The sequence below is a fragment of the Pseudonocardia kujensis genome (assembly GCF_021283305.1).
Taxonomy (GTDB): domain Bacteria; phylum Actinomycetota; class Actinomycetes; order Mycobacteriales; family Pseudonocardiaceae; genus Pseudonocardia; species Pseudonocardia kujensis.
The window spans coordinates 142,919-160,439 of record NZ_JAJSOK010000004.1 but is presented as its reverse complement, the minus strand read 5'-3'; the positions used below and the strand labels follow the sequence as shown (position 1 = coordinate 160,439).

The following is a 17,521-nucleotide window of genomic DNA, read 5'->3' as shown; positions in this document are numbered from 1 at the left end:
CGGGCTCGTCCAGCTCCTCGGTCACCACGGCGCGCCACGGTACGCGGCGCGACTCACGCTCCGCTGGTGTGGGTGGCGTCGCGGACCGTGCCGACGTAGTGCTCGATCAGGTCCTCCATGGCCACCATCCCGACCGTGGCGCCGAACCGGTCGACGGCGCGGGCGAGGTGGGCGCGGGTGGTCCGCAGGGCGGCGACGGCCTCGTCGAGCCGGGCGTCGGCCGGTACCTCGGGCAGGCCGCGGACCCGGGTGGGCGGGATGACGGCGTCCGGATCGTCGATCACGTCGAGCACGTCCTTGACGTGCAGGTATCCCGTGAAGCGGCCGTCCGGGGCGCGCAGCGGGAACCGCGAGAACCCGGTCTGTTCCACCGCACGCTGGACGTCGCCGACCCGCGGCCGCACCGGCAGGGAGACCAGCTCCCCGGCGGGTACCAGGACGTCGCCGACGGTCGCCTCGGCGTTGCGCAAGGTACGGGAGATCCGGGTGGACTCCTCGTCGTCGAGCAGGCCCTCGCGGCGCGAGTCCGCGATCATCGCCGACAGCTCGCCGGAGGTGAACGCCGACTCCAGCTCGTCCTTCGGCTCGATCCGCAGCAGCCGCAGGGTCAGGTTCGCCAGGTGGTTGAACAGGTCGATGAAGGGCCGCATCACGGTCGTGAAGACCAGGAACGGCGGCACGAGCAGGATCGCCGCGCGCTCCGGCCCGGCGATCGAGATGTTCTTCGGCACCATCTCGCCGAGCAGGATGTGCGCCACCGACACCAGCGCGAGCGAGAGCGCGAACGCGATGGGGTGCAGCACGGCCTCCGGCAGGCCCGCCCACTCCAGCGGCGCCTCGATGAAGTGCGCGACGGCGGGCTCGCCCAGGCGGCCGAGCAGCAGCGACGCGATCGTGATGCCCAGTTGCGAGGCGGCGAGCATGCGGGCCAGGTCGGAGCTGGCGCGCAGCACGGTCCGCGCACCGGTCACCCCGCTGTCCGCCATCGCCTCCAGGCGGTCCTTGCGGGCGCTGATCAGGGCGAACTCGGCCATCACGAAGAACGCGTTGGCGGCGAGGAGCAGGATCGCCGCGAGGACGGCGAGGACGTCGCTACCCATGGGCGATCGCCTCCGGGGCCAGCCGCGCGAGCCGCAGCTCGGCGATGCGGTTGCGGTCGCGGCGCATCACGGTGATCCGCCAGCCCTCGACGGTCACGTCGTCGCCGACGTCGGGGATGCGGCCCAGCTTCTCCAGCACCAGCCCCGCCAGGGTCTCGTAGTCGCCCTCCGGCATCCGGAAACCGGTGGCCTCGTCGACCTCGTCGGCGCGCATCAGCCCGGAGACGAGCCAGCTGTCCCGCCCGAGCGGGCGCACCCGCGCCTGCTCGGCGCGGTCGTGCTCGTCCCGCACGTCGCCGACGATCTCCTCGATCAGGTCCTCGAGGGTCACCAGACCGGCCGTGCCGCCGTACTCGTCGACGACGACGGCGGTCTGCAGCCCGGACTCGCGCAGCCGGGAGAGCAGCTCGTCGCCGTCGAGGGAGGCGGGCACGATCTCCGCGGGCTGCACGAGGTCGCGGACCGGCGTGCCCGCCCGGGCGCTCGGCTCGACGCCGAAGGCCTGCTTGACGTGCACCAGCCCGAGGACGGCGTCGGGGTCGCCGTCGTGGACCGGGAAGCGGGAGTGGCCGCTGCGGCGGGCGAGGGCGACGAGGTCGGCGACCGAGTCCGCGGCGTCGAGCGCGTCGACGCGTACCCGCGGCGTCATCAGGTCCTCGGCGACCCGGTCGGTGAACCGCAGCGACCGGTCGAGCAGCGCGGCGGTGCCCTCGTCGATCGTGCCGTGCTCGGCGCTGGAGCGGACCAGCGAGCTGAGCTCGTGCGGCGACCGGGCCGACCGCAGCTCCTCGGCGGGCTCGACGCCCAGCCGCCGCACGATCGCGTTGGCCGAGCGGTTGAGCAGGTCGATCAGCCAGCAGAACGCGTGGGCGAACGCGCTCTGCAGCCAGACGACGGCGCGCGCGGTCTCCAGCGGCTTCGCGATCGCGATGTTCTTGGGCACCAGCTCGCCGAACACCATCGACAGGGTCGTGGCGATCACCAGCGAGGCGATCGTGGCCGCGCCGGCCGACACCGCCTCGGACAGGCCGACGGCCTCCAGGGCCGGCCGGATGAGCTCGGCGATCGCGGGTTCGGCGATGTAACCGGTGGCCAGCGTGGTGACCGTGATGCCGAGCTGGCTGCCGGAGAGCTGGAAGGACAGCGCGCGGTGCGCGCGCTGCACGGCCCGGGCCCGCCGGTCGCCGACCGCGGCGGCGTGCGAGTCGACCTGGCTGCGTTCCAGGGCGGTCAGCGAGAACTCCGAGGCCACCGAGATCGCGGTGCCCAGGGTGAGGGCCACGACGGCGAGCAGGCCGAGGAGGGAGAGGAGGACGGTCACCGGGGCCGCCGGTGCGGGGAGGGTCGGTACAGCCGGGCCGGGCCCGGCGCGCTACTGCCTGACGGTCCTGGGGACGCGGACGGCAACGGGACTCCTGTCGGACTCGGGTGCTTGCGCCCCGGGCGGCGGTACCGGCAGCGCTCGGGCGAGTCTAGGGCGCACGGCGCCGTCGCGCCCCCGACGGTGGGCGCACTCGCGGCGGGTTCCGCCGGACGGACGCGGGCGGGCGTCGCCATCCCGTCCGGACGACGGCCCCGCGCGCGCCCCGGACCTGGCGGACCCGCTCCGCCTCGACCCCCACGGCGCCGGTCGCGGCCCGGGGAGGGGCGGAACACGTCGACGTGACCTCCAGCACTCGCCCGCGCGCCCGGGTGCACCGGTCGCAGGTTCTGGTCAGCGCGTCGACCAGCTCCGGCGGGCAGAGCGCCGACCGGGCCCGCGTCGGTGACGCGCACGAGGTGGGCGGGAAGCGCCGGGCGGGCGACCAGCCCGTGCGCCGCGGACCGGTGGGCGGGGACGCGGCGGCCGTCGCGTGCGGGCCGTCCGGACATACCGTGCATCGCGCCGGAGCGTTCGATTGATCACGCCCCGCGGCGGAGTGGTTCGGCCCACGTCGCCGGGTCGATCAGCCGCACGACGTCTAGGTTGGACCCCCATCGCACCCGAAGAACCCGACAGGACCGAGGTCCCGATGCCCGCGACGGTGCAGGCCACAGACCAGAACGCGCACGCCCGGCGTGCCCACGACCTGACGGCACGCGATCTGCCGCCCGGAGTGCCCCCGGCACTGGCCCCGTCGCGTTCGGGTGGGCACTCGCCGTTCGTCGACTTCGATCGTGCCTCCTGGGCCCGGCTGGGCGAGACCAGCCCGCTGCCGCTCACCGCGGCGGAGCTGGAGCGGGTGCGCTCCCTGGGCGACGCGGTCGACCTCGCCGAGGTGCGCGAGGTCTACCTGCCGCTGTCCCGGTTGCTGAACCTGCACGTGCAGGAGGGCGGGCGGCTCTACCGCGCCTACCGGACCTTCCTGGGCGGCACGGCCGCGCGCACGCCGTTCGTGATCGGGATCGCGGGTTCGGTCTCGGCGGGCAAGTCCACGACCGCGCGCCTGCTGCGGCTGCTGCTCGCCCGCTGGCCCCAGCACCCGCGGGTGGAGCTGGTCACCACGGACGGCTTCCTCCACCCGAACGCCGAGCTGGAGCGGCGCGGGCTCATGCAGCGCAAGGGCTTCCCGGAGTCGTACGACCGCAGGGCCCTGCTGCGCTTCGTCACGGAGGTCAAGGCGGGCCGCGCCGAGGTGACCGCGCCGGTCTACTCCCACCTGGTCTACGACATCGTCCCCGACGAGCGGCTGGTCGTCCGGCGCCCGGACATCCTGCTGATCGAGGGGCTCAACGTCCTGCAGCCGGCGTCGGGCAACACGGCCCTGACCGTCAGCGACTTCATCGACTTCTCGGTGTACGTCGACGCCGCGACGCCGGACCTGCGCCGCTGGTACGTCGACCGCTTCCTCAAGCTGCGCGAGACGGCGTTCCGCGACCCGGCCTCGTACTTCCGCCGCTACGCCGAGCTGGACCACGACGCGGCGGTGGCGCATGCCGAGAACATCTGGGCGACGATCAACGGGCCGAACCTCGAGGAGAACATCCTGCCGACCCGGGGCCGGGCCAGCCTGGTCCTCACCAAGGGCCCGCGGCACGACGTCACCCGGATCCGCCTGCGGAAGGTGTGACCGCAGGCCAGGGGGACCGGCGGCTGTCCGATCTGTCCGGCTGGCAGGATGGGCGGATGACCGCGGAGCACGTCCCGCCGCCCGATCACCCGGTCGAGACCGTCGAGCACGATCCCGAGGATCCGGAGCTCACCGAGGAGGCCACCCGGCTGCGGCTGGCCGTCGGCCGGCTGCACCGGCGGATCCGCATCGACGGCGGGGACTCGCTGCCCCCGCTGCAGCTCTCCGCGCTGGTGACGATCGCGATGCACGGCCCGCTGCGGCTCTCCGAGCTGGCGAGACGCGAAGCCGTCACGGCCCCGACCATGTCCCGGGTCCTCGGTGCGCTCGACGACCAGGGCCTGGTCGTCCGCGCGCCGGACCCGCAGGACGCCCGCGGGGTGCTCATCACGCTGTCCGACGCGGGCCGGGTCCGGCTGGACGAGATCCGCACGCACCGGACGGCACTCGTCGCCCGCCGGCTGCAGCGCCTCGACGCCGAGCAGCGCGCCGTCATCCGGGCCGCGCTGCCCGCCATCGAGGCCCTGCTCGAGGACGAATAGGGCCCGCGCACGGGCAGGATCAGGCCGGCTCGCCGTCGACCAGGACCTCGACGCCGTCGCCCCAGAAGCTGAGCAGCCCGGCGACCCGGGCCGACTCCGGCAGCGGCGTCTCGTACTCCCAGGCTGCGTCGGCGATCTCGGTGCCGTCGGGCAGCGCGGCGGTCCAGTAGCGGGCCTCGCCCTTGTAGGGGCAGCGCGAACGGGTGTCCGACGGGCGCAGCTCCACCTTCGCCGCGTCCTTCGGCAGGTACCAGCGGTTGGGCAGGCCGGTCTCGGAGAGCACGGACGGCGCGTCCGACTCGGCGAGCACGATGTCGCCGTGCCGGACCTGCACGTGGCGGCGGGTCGGCCGGACGTCGACGCGGGTGTACGGGTCGGCGAGGTGGGCGAAGACCTGCTCCTCCTCGTCGTACCAGGCGTCGAGGGCGTCCCAGTAGAAGGCGGCGTGCCCCTTCAGCCAGGGGGCCTCGGGCTTCGGCTCGGGGTAGGACCAGACGGCGTTCTCCGCGGTCCGGTCGCCCACGACCAGCGAGTGGTAGCTCGCGTCGCCCTTGAACGGGCAGTGGGTCGAGTGGTCGGTGGGCACGAGGACGTCGGGGTCGACGTCCTCGAACGGCACGTAGAGCACCGGGAGCAGCGCGGTCTCGTGGACCAGCATCCCCCGCGTGGTGTCGACGACCGTGCGGCCGGCGAACTCGGCGCGGATGCGCCGCGGGAAGGGCTGGGCGAACAGCTTGTGGGCCGGGCCGTCGATCGCGTAGTTGACGGTGGTGGGTGCATCGGGGGCCAGGGGTCCCTCGCGTCGGGTGAGTCCCATGTCACGGCCAACCCCCGGCCGTCGACCCGCATTCCGCGCTGCGGTGGGCGGCGCTCCGGCACCACCCACCGCGCACGGGCGTGCTAGCGCAGGTCCAGCTCCACGTCGTAGTCGCGCAGCCAGGCGTCGACGTCGAGCACCCGTTCGAGCTGGGTGCGCCGGCCCATCTCCGTGTACCCGTCGAGCGGGGCGTCGATCCGGGCGGCGACGGCCTTCCGGTCGATCAGCGGGGCGGCGGGGGAGTCGTCGCGGCGCAGCAGGTCCGCGGCGCGCTCCCGCAGCTCCTTCTCGTAGGTGTCGTCCTGGGTCGACGGGTACGGGCTCTTCACCCGCTGCACCACGGACTCGGGCAGCAGGTGGGCGGTGGCGTGTCGCAGCAGGCTCTTCTCCCGGCCGTCGAAGGTCTTGTGCGCCCAGGGCGTGCCGAAGACGTACTCGACGAGCCGGTGGTCGCAGAAGGGCACCCGCACCTCGAGGCCGACGGCCATGCTCATCCGGTCCTTGCGGTCGAGCAGGTTGGGCAGGAAGCGGGTCAGGTAGAGGAAGCAGATCTCCCGCATGCGCCGCTCGTGCGGGTCGTCGGCGGCGGGCCCGGTCAGCTCGGGGACCTCGGCGAGCGCGGCCCGGTACTGCGCCTCCAGGTGCCCCGGCAGGTCGAGCCGGCCGGCCACGGCGGCGTCGAGCAGGCCGGGATCGGACGGGTCGGCCTTCATCATCCGCCCGGCGAGCCACGGGAAGGTGTCGGCCGCCACCGTGTCCGGGTCGTGGAAGTCCCGGTAGCCGCCGAAGACCTCGTCCGCGGACTCGCCCGAGAGCGCCACCGTCGACCGCTCCCGGACCGCCTTGAACAGCAGGTACAGCGAGGTGTCCATGTCGCCGAGGCCCATCGGCAGGTCCCGGGCGTGCAGCGCGGCGCGCCGGACGTCGGGGTCCATCAGCTGCTCGGTCGACAGCTTGATGTCGGTGTGGTCCGTGCCGACGTGCGCGGCCACCTCCCGGACGTACGGGGCGTCGGGCGTGCCGCGCACGTCGTCGGCACGGAAGTTGTCCTCGTAGCCGGTGAAGTCCACGGCGAAGGAGCGGATCCGGCCCTCGGTGTGCCGGGCGGCGAGCGCGGTCAGCGCGCTGGAGTCGAGCCCGCCGGAGAGCAGGGTGCACAGCGGGACGTCGGCGACGAGCTGACGGCGCGCGGTGTCCTCGAGCAGCTCGGCGACCCGCCGGACGGTGGTCGGGACGTCGTCGGTGTGTCCGGTGTCCGCGAGCTGCCAGTACCGCTCCTCGCGCAGGCCCTCGCGGGTGATCCGCACGACCGCGCCCGGCGGCACCTCGCGCATCCCGGCGAACACGGCGTTCGACGGGTCGTGCACCCAGGCCAGCAGCCGGCGCAGCCCGTCGAGCGTGACCCGGCGCTCCACCCGCGGGTCGGCGAGGATCGCCTTGGGCTCGGAGCCGAAGAGCACGCCGTCGGCGGTGGGCAGGTAGTAGAGCGGCTTGATCCCCAGCCGGTCGCGGACCAGCACGAGCTCCTGGGCCGCCGGGTCCCACAGCGCGTAGGCGAACATGCCGTTCATCCGTCGGACGGCCTCGCGCGGGTCGCGCCGGCCCCACTCGCGGTGGGCGTGCAGCACGACCTCGGTGTCGCTGTCGGTGCGGAACGTGTGCCCGGCCGCGGCGAGCTCCGCGCGGAGCTCACGGAAGTTGTAGGTCTCGCCGCTGTAGACGAGCACGGCCTCCGGCTCGTCCGTCCCCGGCCGGGGCGGCAGGGCCATCGGCTGCCGGCCGCGCGGGACGTCGATCACCGCGAGCCTGCGGTGCCCGAGCGCCGCGTGGGCGTCGAGGTGGAGGCCCTCGTCGTCCGGCCCCCGGCAGGCCATGGTCGCCGTCATGGCGGCGAGGACCTCCCGCCGCTCCTCCGCACGCCGGCTCTGCCGGAACTCGACTCCACCGCAGATACCGCACATTCCGGGTGCCTCCTTGTCACGTCGTGTAACACCTGGGTCACGCAGCCGTGATCCGATTGCACGACGAAACATTGCAGGCCGCAATGCGGGTACGATCGATTGATGCCCGAACGACCGATTTCAGCGGAGGGATGATCCCGTGACGTCGACCACTGGTGCGGTCGCGCCCGAGGAACCGGGACAGGACTCGTTGCACCGCCTGGAACACGAGATCACCGTGCTGATCCGCCGGACCATGGAGCCCGTCTGGTCCGGCGGCTACGGCACGCACGAGGCCGTGGACCGCTACACCTACCCGGTGCTCGCCGCGCTCGACGAGAACGGGGCGCAGTCGCTCACCGTCCTCACGGCGCGGCTGGGCGTCAGCAAGCCGACCGCGAGCCGGCAGGTCTCCCGGCTCTCCCGGGCCGGGCTCGTCGAGGTCCGGCCGGACGAGCGGGACTCGCGCTCCGTCGTCGTGTCGCTCACCGCCGAGGGCCTGGCCCAGCGGGAGCTCGTGCGCGCGGCCCGGCTGCGCCCGTTGCAGGCCGTGCTCGAGGCGTGGCCCCAGGGGGACCGGGAGGCGCTCGGCATGCTGCTCGAGCGGTTCAACGAGGACCTGGACACGTACCGGGAACAGGGCGGACGCTGAACGGCACCGGACGGCACGGCGGGCGGCCCGGGCGGTACCCCCGGACGGCGGCCGCGCGGGGCGGCGAACGGGCGACACGCTGTGCTCGGCACGGCCCGGCGCGGGGGACCCCCGTGATGCCATAGTGGGGGTGCCGGCCACGTCCCGGTCGCGTCACGTATCGCGCCCGGCGTCCGGGTGCTCCGACAGGGGGAGGGGGAGCCGGTGGACACGCTCGTCGCGCTGGTCGGGCAGCTGCTGTCCGTGCTGCGCGAGACCGTGGCCCCGCAGGCCTGTCCGGGGGTCTGGGCCTGGGCGACGTCGGCGCTCGGCCTCGGCGTCGGGCTCCTGCCGGCCGCGGGCGCGCTGGTCGTGGCCCTGCTGCGGCGGCGCTTCGGCGCCGCGTACGGCGGGGGGCGCGGGGTGCTCCTCGCCGGGACCGGCCTGCTGACCGCCGGACTGCTCCCGCTGCTCGTCTTCGTCGCCGCGGGGCGGGTGTTCGCCGCCTCGGCAGGTCGCGGCGCCGTCCCCGGCCTGACCGGGGCCGCAGCGCGCTCGCTGCGTTCCACGGAGTGCTTCGTCGGCGCGCAGAGCACCTACCTCGGCTCCGGCACGGTGGGCGACGCGTTCGACCCGTCCGACCCGGTCCGGCTCGGCGTCGCCGTGCTGCTCCTGGGCATCGTGCCGCTGGTCACCGCGGTGTTCGTCGGGATCCAGGCGCGGCTGGCGCTGCGTCGCGGGCCGGCCTGGCCCGCCCGGTTCTTCTGGGGGCCCGCTCTGGCGCTGGGCGTGCTCACGGCGGGCGTGCCCGCGGGCGCGGCCGAGCACCTCTGGGTCGGGGCCTGCCTGGGCGCCTTCGCCGGCATGCTGCTGGTCAGCGCCGTGCCGCCGCCCTCACGGGAGACCGTCCGGCGGTCGCTGCAGCCCGCGGGGCCGGCGCGCGGGAAACAGCCGGTCGAAACCGGGGAGCAGCGGCTCGCCCGGCTCAAGGAGCGGATGCAGCCGATCGTCCAGCTCCCCTCCCCGGAGGAGCGCCGGGCGGAGCGCCCCGCACCGCAGGAGCCCCGTCCGCAGTACGCCGACTTCGACAGCAGCCGGATGCCGGTCGCGCCTCCGTCCGCCTCGTCGGGCGCCGTCCCCCGGCCCCGCGCCGCCGGTCCCGCACCGCTCGCGGCCGCGCCGGGCGCGCTGCCGCCGATCCCCGGCCGCGGGCCGAACGGGTTCGGCGCGCCTCCCGGCCGCCCCACGGGACCCGGCGGCACGCTCGCAGCCCCGGGAGCGTCCCCCGGCGCGCCCGGTCCGCTGGGCGCCGTGCCGGCGGGCGGCACCCCACTGAACGGGAGGGCGCCCCGCTTCCGGGTGCTCCGGCGCATCGGCGCCGGCGGCTTCGGCAGGGTCTGGCTGGCGCACGACGCCAAGCTCGGCCGCACCGTCGCACTCAAGTCGGCGCACGCGCCCGACGGCGAGACGGAGGAGCGGATCCGCCGGGAGGCCGCCGCCCTGGCCGCCGTCCGGCACCCGCTGTGCGTCCACATCCACGACCTGGTGCACGCGCAGTCGGATCCCGGGCTCTCCCAGCTCGAGGGCCTGGTCATCGTGATGGAGTACGTCGAGGGCGTACCGCTGTCGCGGCTGGTGCAGGAGCGCGGGCCGGTCGACGACGTGTCCGCCGCCCGGATCTGGACCGGCGTCGCCGGCGCCCTCGACGCCGCCCACCGGCGCGGGGTGCTGCACCGCGACCTCAAGCCCGGCAACGTGATCGTCGACGCCGCCGGGCACCCGCACCTGATCGACTTCGGCATCGCGCGGCGAACCGGGGACTCCACGCTCACCATGACCGGCTTCGTGCTGGGCACCCCGGACTACCTGGCTCCCGAGGTCGCGGCCGGGCAGAAGGCCACCACGCGGTCGGACATCTGGCAGCTGGCGGCCACGGTGTCGTTCGCGCTCACCGGCTATCCACCCCGGGGCGGGCACGCCGACGCGATCTCCGGGCTGCGGGCCGCAGCCGTCGGGGCGAAGCTCACCCACCTGCCCCGTCGCACCGCGCACCTCTCCCTGCTCAAGCAGGCCCTGCGCACGGACCCGGACCGCAGGCCGGACCTGGCCGCCACGCAGCGGTCGCTCGACGAGTGGCTGCGCCGGGCGGGTGTGCCGGTCGGCGGCCCGGTGGGGGCGGGCACCGCCCGACCGTGACGGCCGCCCCGCCGGCAGGGCCGGGCACCCGGCCCGTCCGGGACCGATCGCCGGAATCGGGAAGGCGATCGCCGCCGCGTCGGGCCCCGGAGCCGGCCGAGGCGGTGGTGTCCGCGGCCTCACGTGCGGCCCGCCGCGCTGTGCTGCGTCCCGCGGGCTGATCCGCCGGTCGGACGTGCCCAGGAGAGCCGTTCGGCGCAGAAGGATTCGTTTCCGGGCGCAACCCGGACACCACGTCGGCCGTCTTCCGGACAGGAGCCGGCCCCTCCCGGTCGGTTCCCACCGGACGGGGGTCCGGTGTCGGGGAAGGGGGAGCACATGTCGATCACACCCAGCGCGCGCCGGTTCGCCGCCGCCGGGGTCACCGCCGCGGCGCTGCTGCTGGCCGGGTGTTCCGGCGGCACGGACGAGGTCAACGGAGGGACACCGGTCGTGAGCGGCACGCCGGACCCGGCGGCCCCGTCGGAGTCCGTGGCCGCGCCGCCCGCGAGCACCACCGCCGCGGCCGCCCCGAGCCCGTCGGGCGGAGATCCGCTCACCCCGCCCAACTGCGCCACCGCCGCCCTGCGGATCACCCTCGGCGCGGGCGACGCCGGGGCCGGCTCGGTCTATCGCCCGCTGGTGTTCACCAACACCGGCGGCACGACCTGCCAGCTGCGCGGGTTCCCGGGCGTCTCGTACGTGGCCGGCGACGACGGGCACCAGGTCGGGCCGGCCGCGGCCATGTCGGGCGAGCGCGGCGGGGAGGTGCGCCTCGGGCCCGGGGGTTCCGCGGCGGCCCCGCTGCAGCTCGCGAACGTCCAGAACTTCGACCCGGCCACCTGCCGGCCGACGCCGGTGCGTGGCCTGCGCGTGTACCCGCCGGGCGAGACGCAGTCCGCCTTCGTGCCGCTCGAGACGACCGGGTGCACGGGCGAGCAGCTGCCGGGCAACCAGCTGAGCGTGCAGACGATGACGGCGCAGTAGGACAGCACAGGAGGACAGCACAGGAGGACAGCACAGGAGGACGAGTGGACGGCGCAGTGGGACGTGGCAGCAGCGCGGCGGGGCGGGGCCGGGGTCGTGCTGGGATGACCGGGTGAGCGAACTCCTGCTGCTGTCGAACTCCACGAACCACGGCGCCCCGCCGCTCGCGCACGCGCCGCTCGCGGAGTTCTACGGGGGTCGTGAGGTCCGGTTCGTGCCGTACGCCCTCGCCGACCACGCCGGGTACACCGAGGCGATCGGGACCGCCTTCGCCCGGGCCGGGCTGAAGCTGCGCAGCGTGCACACCGAGCCGGACCCGGCCGCGGCCCTGCGGGCAGCCGAGGCGGTCTGGGTGGGCGGTGGCAACACGTTCCGGCTGCTGCGGGCCCTGCAGCGGCTCGACGGCCTCGTGGCGCTCCGCGAGGCGGTCGCCGGCGGCGCCCGGTACGGCGGCGCGAGCGCGGGCACGAACCTGGCCTGCCCGACGATCCGCACGACCAACGACATGCCGATCGTCGAGCCGGCCGGCTTCGCGGCACTCGGGCTCGTCGGCTTCCAGGTCAACCCGCACTACCTCGACCCGGTCCCCGGGTCGCGGCACATGGGCGAGACCCGGGAGGAGCGGATCCGGGAGTTCCTCGAGGAGACGGACGAGGAGAACGGCGTGCCCGTCGTCGGGCTCCGCGAGGGCGGCTGGCTGCGGGTGTCCGGTGGTGCGGTGACGCTGCACGGGTCGGCGCGGGTGTTCCGCCGCGGCGCGGAACCGGAGGAGGGCCGGACGGGCCCGCTCAGCCCGTGACCCGGGCCGCGGTGCGCCCGATCGCGAGCCGCAGCCCGATCTCCACCAGCGCCCAGCCCACCCGCCGGCGCAGCGGCGACGGCCCCGCCGGGAGCCGGCGCGCGCTCCGGCGCAGTCGCGCGACCTCGGCGGCGCGGAGCAGCTCCGCCTGCCGTTCCCGGACGAGTCCCTCGGCGACGATCGGGTGCAGGACGGGGCCGGTCATACCCTGAGTTGGTACCGGCCGGGCGGCCGCACGGCGACGGGTTTTCGCCCCGGGCAGGAGACGTTCGCCCACGGCGTGCGGACGCACGACGCCCGGTCCGCGGGCGGCGGACCGGGCGTCGGGGTCGGGGGAGCGGCCGGTTCTCAGGCCCAGCGGACGACGTCGGCGTGCTCGAGGCGCGGCAGGCGCGGGAACCAGGCGTCGGGGCCGGGGTGACCGAGGTTCACGACCAGCAGGACCTTCTCGCGGCCGCCCGGGTAGAACTCCTCGGTCACGGCGTCGTGGTCGAAGCCGGCCATCGGGCCGGTGGCCAGGCCGTGCGCGCGGGCGGCGAGCAGGAAGTAGCCGATCTGCAGCGTGGAGTTGAAGCGCGCCATGTCCTCGCGGCCCTCGCGTCCGGAGGCCTCGAAGGTGTCCTTCATCTCGGCGCGCGCGGGGAAGGTCTGCGGCACGAACTCGTGGAAGTCCAGGTCCGCGGCGAGGATCGCCACCACCGGGGCCTTCTCCGACTTGGTCCGGTTGCCCTCGGCGAGCAGCGGGATCAGCCGGTTCTTGCCCTCCTCGCTGCGCACGAAGGTCACGCGCAGGGGCTGGGTGTTGGCCGCGGTCGGCGGCCACTTCGCGAGCTCCCAGACCGCACGGAGCGTCTCGTCCGCGACGGGTTCAGGGGAGAAGGTGTTGGCCGTCCGGGCCTCGGTGAAGAGCGCTGCGCGGCCCGCGTCGTCGAGGACGGGGAGGGTCACGGGGCTGTCAGTCACTGTCGTCACGAAATAGTCAAACGCTCAACTCTCCAGGGTGTTCCTGGGCGGCCGGGTGGTGTCGATCACCCCGGCCGGAAGCAGACCCGTCCCGCCGCATCCCTCCGGCGGCGGGACGACCGAGCCGGGCGGTCTGCTCGTTCAGACCGCAGGGACCTCCATGGCGGCCTGCACCGCGGCGACCTCCGCGGGCTCCGAGCCGGCGAACGGGTGGTCGACCACGTAGAGCCACCCGCCGCCGGGTTGGCGTCGCGCGACTTCGGCCGTCACCGCCGACAGCCGCTCCCCGCCGCCCTCCCACGTCCATTCGTTGCTGAGCACGGCCAGCTCCCCGGCGGCGATGGCGTAGCGGCTCCGCACCGTCATGTGCCCCTGCAGGGCGAGGATCCCGAGCCACTGCGCGCGGATGGCGCGCAGGCCCGTGACGGTCGAACCGTCCGTGAGGACCATGGTCGCGTCGTCGCTGTACAGCGCCACGAGACCGTCGATGTCCCGCTCGTTGAAACCTCTTTCGACAGCAGGGTGAATGGCGGCGAGTTCCGTTCCTGGTCGCATCGGAAGGTCCTCCGTTCCTCGGGTCGTCATCGACGACGAACAGGCTAGGCAGGCCCTCGGCGGGAAACATCTGCCGATCCGCAGACCCGCTCACGACGCGCACTCGGCGGCCCCTGGGCACGGGGAGTGGCGGAGCACCGACGGTCGCCGGACGGCCCTGCCGGCGCGGCTCGACGACCCGGCGACCCGGAGCCGGCGCCGGTGGTGCGAGACGGCATCGCTCTGTCGATCCCGGTAGCTTCGCGCCGATTCCGGAGGCGTCGGCTGAAGCCGTTGGCGGAGGGGCCGCGTCAGGCTAGCCTGACACCGTGACCGTGGACCCGTGGCGGGAGGCGAGGGAGGCGCTCGAGCGCCTCGCCCGCCGGCGCACCCGCGAAGGGGCGCTCGACGCCCTGTCCGACATCGGGTCGCTGCGGCGGCTGCTCGACCGGGCGGAGCTCGACGCGGTGCGGGACGCCCGGGTGGCGCGGCGCTCGTGGGCGGAGATCGCGACCCGGCTCGGCATCACCAGGCAGTCCGCCTGGGAGCGCTGGCGAGAGCTCGACGAGGAGGCGCCCGAACCGCTGCGCCGCGCTGCGGACGAGGCCGCGCGCGACCTCGCCGCACGGCCCGTCACCGTGCCCGACGTCGTCGGGACGACCTGGGCCGCCGCCCGCCTGCGCCTGCAGGAGGAGCGCCTGGACATCGTGAGCGCCGACCCCGACCTGCCGCCCTTCCTCGGCCCGGAGGCCGCGGACTTCCGCGTGGTCGACCAGAAGCCGCCCGCGGGGGAGCGGGTGGCGGCGTACACGGCCGTCACCGTGTGGCTCCGCCGGGGACCGGGCTCGGCCGGGGTGACCGCGCCGCTGCGGCCGCCGCCGGACCCACGGGAGCGCCGCGGCGCCGTCGACGAGGCGACGGGGGAGAGCGTGCCCTGATCCCGGGCGCACCGGCCTCGTCCGGAGGACACTGGGGGACGATGACCTCCCCCCGGCCCGGACGCGCCGAGCGGCTGCGCGCCGTCGCGGCCCGCGACGGCGACACCTGTGTGTGGTGCGGGCGCCCGTGCGTCGGCCTCGTCGCGCCGACGACCGACCACCTGGTGCCGAAGGTCAAGGGCGGCCCGTCGTGGGTGGAGAACGAGGTCGTCGCGTGCCGGCGGTGCAACGCCGCACGCGGGCACTGCAGCCCGGCCGAGTGGTTCGCCGAGTGCGAGCGGCGCGGCTGGGAGCCGAACCTCCCCGCGGTGCTGGGCGCGCTCCGTGCGCTCGACGCGGCGATCGGTGTCCGCGGCGGGCAGCGCCGGGCCCGCCCGTACCTCGCCGCGCAGCTGCGCCGGCTGGCCCGCGCCGAGCAGGAGCGCCGGGCGTCCTAGGGGTGTCTGGTGGATCGTGGTGGATCATCCACCGGACGCCCCCCGGCGAACGAACCCGTCGCCGAACGCCCCGGGCGGCCGGTCGGGCAGCGCGAGATCGGCCACCAGACCGAGATGGTCGCTCGGGGGGACGCCGTCGGGACCGCCGGTGAAGGCGAGCTCGCAGCCGTCGACCCGGAGGGTGGGGCCGTGGCTCGTGCCGCGGACCAGGACGTAGTCGATGCGGCGCGGCCGGACCAGCGGCATGTCCCCGGCGGCCACCAGCGGGTTCGCGGGCGTGAAGGTGTGTCCGGGCTCGCCGGGGTGCGCGGTCTCCCAGGCGTCGTGGTAGCTCACGCTCAGCCCCTCCAGCGACTGCCGTCCGGTGAGGAACCGGATGCTGGCGGCGTCGGGCGTCGCGTCGAGGTCGCCGAGGAGCACGGCGTGGGCCGGCCGCTCCGCCACCAGCCGCTCCACCAGCTCGGCGGTCGCCACGGCCTGCAGCTCGCGCTCCCGCTCGAAGCCCAGCTGGAAGCAGGGCTTGTGGTGGGCGACGACGAGCCGCCCGAGCCCGGGCACGTCCAGCTCCGCGACCACCGTGCCGCCCCACCGGAACTCCCGCGCGCGCGGCGTGACGTCGAGGTCCAGCCGGTGCACCCGCACGAAGGGCCACCGGCTGGCGAGCACGGCCGTGCTGCCGTCGGCGGCGACCGCGGGGTGCGGAGCGAGGTGGTGGCCCGGCACGAGGTCGGCGACCTCGTCGCGCACGACCTCCTGCAGCGCGACGACATCGGCGTCGAGCCCCCGCAGCTCCGCTCGGACCGCGGCGCGCCGCCGCGGCCCGTCGGCGTACTGCGGGGACAGGGCGTTGAGCGTGACGATCCGGATCGGGCTCACCGTGCCCCGGTGTCGGCGAGGCCGGCCCGGTCACGCAGGACCTCCGGCTGCGACGACGGGTCGTAGCCGCAGACGGTCCCGAACAGCCGCCCGTCCCCGCTGACGATCGGGGTGCCGACGTAGGCGCCGACGCCGAGCTGCAGGTACTCCAGCACGCGCCGGCAGGCGACGTCGAAGCTGCGGGTCGGCTGCAGTGCGTCGGCCACCGCCGGGGCCACCCGGGGCCCCGGTGTCGCCAGGGGAGGGCCGGACACGACGCCTCTGGTTGAGCCGGACATCGGCGGCAATGTAGCCCATGCGAGCCACGCGGAATCCTCCGGCGGTGCCGACCGGGGACGCCCGCCCGCCGTCCGGCGCCGCGCCCGGCCTCGGGGGTCCGGGGCCGGGCGCGGCGGTGCTCAGCTCCCGGTCGGCACCTCGACGACGGCGATGTTGTTGCCGTCCGGGTCGCGCAGCATGAACAGCTTCGGCGCCCCGGGCGTGCTGTCGTCGGGCGCGGCGTCGAGGTCGACCCCGCCGATCGCGCTGAGCCGGGCGTGCTCCGCGGCGGCGTCCGGGGTCTCGACGCCGATCGAGCCGCCCCCGGGCTGGTCGAACATCGGCGGGTTGAGGGCCAGCCGGGCGGTGGAGCCACGCGGGGCGACCTCCACCCAGCGGTGCTCGCCGTTCGGGCCGAACCGCGTGTCGCCGCGGACCTCGAAGTCGAGGACAGTGGTGTACCACTCGAGCGCGGCGTCCTGGTCGGCGACGGTGAACATGACCACGCCGATGTTCGTGACGGTGGTGCGGGACCTGGTCTCGTTGCTCATGCCCCTACGACCGCCCGGCCCCGCGGAACTCATCGGCGCCCGACGGATTCCTCGCGCCCGATCGCGTCGAGCTCCGCCAGGGCGTCGGCCGGCAGGCGAAAGTACGGCACGAACGCGATGCCCTACTCCGCGGTGAGGTCGACGAGCGCGTCGTCGGCCCGGCGGGCGACGTTGTAGAGGTTCTGCACGCAGACCACCGGGGTGATGCGCTGCGCCTCGGCCAGCTGTCCGGCCGAGACCGTGCTGAGCCCGAGGTGCCGGATCACCCCCTGCTGCTGCAGCTCGGCCAACGCGCCGAACTGCTCCGCGATCGACCCGGGCTCCGGCGCCTCGACGCCGCCCACCCGCAGGTTGACGACGTCGAGCCGGTCCAGGCCGAGCCGGCGGAGGTTGTCGTGGACCTGGTCGCGCAGCTCGGTGGGGGTGCGGGCGTGCGGCCAGCCGCCCTGCTCGTCGCGCCGGGCGGCGACCTTCGTGACGCGGTGCAGGTCCTCGGGGTAGGGCGACAACGCCTCGCGGATCAGCTCGTTCGTGACGTGCGGCCCGTAGAAGTCGGCGGTGTCGATCTGGGTGATGCCGAGGTCGACCACCGCACGCAGCACCGCGATCGCCTCCTCCCGGTCCTTCGGCGGCCCGAAGACGCCGGGGCCGGCGAGCTGCATCGCGCCGTAGCCGACGCGCGTCAGGTCGACGTGGCGGGACCAGGGCCGCCCCTCGACCCGGGCGTACCGTGATCGCGTGGCCCGACCGACCCCGCTGGGGGAGTACCTGCGGGCGCGCCGCGCACTGACCGACCCCGCCGACGTGGGGCTGCCGGTCGCGGGCGTGCGTCGCACCCCCGGGCTGCGCCGCGAGGAGGTCGCGACGCTCGCCGGCATCAGCGCCGGCTGACCGCGTCAGCCGTGGCGGTCCGCCGGCGCGAG

The 17,521-nt window shown here is 75.2% G+C and carries 18 protein-coding genes and 2 pseudogenes; 9 read left to right on the top strand and 11 right to left on the bottom strand.

Going from position 1 to position 17,521, the window contains the following annotated elements:
• Positions 1-53 precede the first annotated feature (53 nt).
• Together LWC35_RS04945 and LWC35_RS04940 are read right to left on the bottom strand one after the other, a co-directional pair.
• The gene (locus LWC35_RS04945; RefSeq protein ID WP_232868673.1) at positions 54-1,100 is read right to left on the bottom strand and encodes a hemolysin family protein; all 1,047 of its coding nucleotides are present in this window, start codon (positions 1,098-1,100) and stop codon (positions 54-56) included.
• Complete coding sequence (locus LWC35_RS04940; protein ID WP_232868672.1) at positions 1,093-2,421, bottom strand: hemolysin family protein; 1,329 nt, start codon at positions 2,419-2,421, stop codon at positions 1,093-1,095. The genes LWC35_RS04945 and LWC35_RS04940 overlap by 8 nt, the downstream gene beginning before the upstream one ends.
• Before the next feature lie 691 nt (positions 2,422-3,112).
• Here LWC35_RS04940 and coaA point away from each other — a divergent pair.
• Entirely contained in the window at positions 3,113-4,150 is a 1,038-nt protein-coding gene (coaA, locus tag LWC35_RS04935) for a type I pantothenate kinase (RefSeq protein WP_232868671.1), read from the top strand.
• A 56-nt stretch (positions 4,151-4,206) separates the two neighbouring features.
• Entirely contained in the window at positions 4,207-4,692 is a 486-nt protein-coding gene (locus LWC35_RS04930) for a MarR family winged helix-turn-helix transcriptional regulator (protein ID WP_232868670.1), read from the top strand.
• A gap of 19 nt (positions 4,693-4,711) precedes the next feature.
• Here the strand turns inward: LWC35_RS04930 and LWC35_RS04925 are convergent, their stop codons facing one another.
• Together LWC35_RS04925 and asnB are read right to left on the bottom strand one after the other, a co-directional pair.
• Positions 4,712-5,509 carry a DUF427 domain-containing protein gene (locus LWC35_RS04925; RefSeq protein WP_232868669.1) on the bottom strand — a complete coding sequence of 266 codons (798 nt, stop codon included), beginning with the start codon at positions 5,507-5,509 and terminating at the stop codon, positions 4,712-4,714.
• A gap of 83 nt (positions 5,510-5,592) precedes the next feature.
• Positions 5,593-7,470 (bottom strand): asparagine synthase (glutamine-hydrolyzing), encoded by a 1,878-nt coding sequence (asnB, locus tag LWC35_RS04920; RefSeq protein WP_232868668.1) that lies wholly within the window; start codon positions 7,468-7,470, stop codon positions 5,593-5,595.
• A gap of 139 nt (positions 7,471-7,609) precedes the next feature.
• Between asnB and LWC35_RS04915 the strand changes: the two genes are divergently transcribed.
• The 4 genes from LWC35_RS04915 to pepE all read left to right on the top strand — a co-directional run bounded on the left by LWC35_RS04915 (position 7,610) and on the right by pepE (position 12,041).
• Entirely contained in the window at positions 7,610-8,101 is a 492-nt protein-coding gene (locus LWC35_RS04915) for a MarR family winged helix-turn-helix transcriptional regulator (RefSeq protein ID WP_232868667.1), read from the top strand.
• Positions 8,102-8,305: 204 nt separating this feature from the next.
• Positions 8,306-10,276, top strand: coding sequence for a protein kinase domain-containing protein (locus LWC35_RS38980; protein ID WP_308194464.1), 1,971 nt, complete (start codon positions 8,306-8,308; stop codon positions 10,274-10,276).
• A gap of 318 nt (positions 10,277-10,594) precedes the next feature.
• Positions 10,595-11,242 carry a DUF4232 domain-containing protein gene (locus tag LWC35_RS04900; protein WP_232868666.1) on the top strand — a complete coding sequence of 216 codons (648 nt, stop codon included), beginning with the start codon at positions 10,595-10,597 and terminating at the stop codon, positions 11,240-11,242.
• A 112-nt stretch (positions 11,243-11,354) separates the two neighbouring features.
• Positions 11,355-12,041: a dipeptidase PepE gene (pepE, locus tag LWC35_RS04895; RefSeq protein ID WP_232868665.1), complete on the top strand. Its 687-nt coding sequence runs from the start codon at positions 11,355-11,357 to the stop codon at positions 12,039-12,041.
• Here the strand turns inward: pepE and LWC35_RS04890 are convergent.
• The 3 genes from LWC35_RS04890 to LWC35_RS04880 all read right to left on the bottom strand — a co-directional run bounded on the left by LWC35_RS04890 (position 12,031) and on the right by LWC35_RS04880 (position 13,559).
• Positions 12,031-12,246 (bottom strand): hypothetical protein, encoded by a 216-nt coding sequence (locus LWC35_RS04890; protein WP_232868664.1) that lies wholly within the window; start codon positions 12,244-12,246, stop codon positions 12,031-12,033. The genes pepE and LWC35_RS04890 overlap by 11 nt on opposite strands.
• A gap of 143 nt (positions 12,247-12,389) precedes the next feature.
• Complete coding sequence (locus LWC35_RS04885) at positions 12,390-13,004, bottom strand: malonic semialdehyde reductase (protein WP_232868663.1); 615 nt, start codon at positions 13,002-13,004, stop codon at positions 12,390-12,392.
• 141 nt (positions 13,005-13,145) lie between these two features.
• The gene (locus LWC35_RS04880) at positions 13,146-13,559 is read right to left on the bottom strand and encodes a YybH family protein (protein ID WP_269803579.1); all 414 of its coding nucleotides are present in this window, start codon (positions 13,557-13,559) and stop codon (positions 13,146-13,148) included.
• 308 nt (positions 13,560-13,867) lie between these two features.
• On the opposite strand from LWC35_RS04880, the gene LWC35_RS40125 reads away from it, so the two are divergent.
• Positions 13,868-14,476 carry a PASTA domain-containing protein gene (locus tag LWC35_RS40125; RefSeq protein WP_232868661.1) on the top strand — a complete coding sequence of 203 codons (609 nt, stop codon included), beginning with the start codon at positions 13,868-13,870 and terminating at the stop codon, positions 14,474-14,476.
• A 41-nt stretch (positions 14,477-14,517) separates the two neighbouring features.
• Positions 14,518-14,913, top strand: a complete 396-nt coding sequence (locus LWC35_RS04870) for an HNH endonuclease (RefSeq protein ID WP_232868660.1) — start codon at positions 14,518-14,520, stop codon at positions 14,911-14,913.
• 24 nt (positions 14,914-14,937) lie between these two features.
• Here the strand turns inward: LWC35_RS04870 and LWC35_RS04865 are convergent, their stop codons facing one another.
• The 4 genes and pseudogenes from LWC35_RS04865 to LWC35_RS04850 form a co-directional block, all read right to left on the bottom strand.
• Positions 14,938-15,789: an endonuclease/exonuclease/phosphatase family protein gene (locus LWC35_RS04865; protein WP_232868659.1), complete on the bottom strand. Its 852-nt coding sequence runs from the start codon at positions 15,787-15,789 to the stop codon at positions 14,938-14,940.
• Positions 15,786-16,067 carry a hypothetical protein gene (locus LWC35_RS04860; RefSeq protein WP_232868658.1) on the bottom strand — a complete coding sequence of 94 codons (282 nt, stop codon included), beginning with the start codon at positions 16,065-16,067 and terminating at the stop codon, positions 15,786-15,788. The genes LWC35_RS04865 and LWC35_RS04860 overlap by 4 nt, the downstream gene beginning before the upstream one ends.
• A 120-nt stretch (positions 16,068-16,187) precedes the next feature.
• Complete coding sequence (locus tag LWC35_RS04855) at positions 16,188-16,598, bottom strand: VOC family protein (RefSeq protein WP_232868657.1); 411 nt, start codon at positions 16,596-16,598, stop codon at positions 16,188-16,190.
• A gap of 125 nt (positions 16,599-16,723) precedes the next feature.
• Positions 16,724-17,284 (bottom strand): annotated as a pseudogene (locus LWC35_RS04850) (oxidoreductase); the annotation flags it as partial.
• 52 nt (positions 17,285-17,336) lie between these two features.
• On the opposite strand from LWC35_RS04850, the pseudogene LWC35_RS04845 reads away from it, so the two are divergent.
• Positions 17,337-17,483, top strand: a pseudogene (locus LWC35_RS04845) (transcriptional regulator); the annotation flags it as partial.
• Positions 17,484-17,521: the final 38 nt, after the last annotated feature.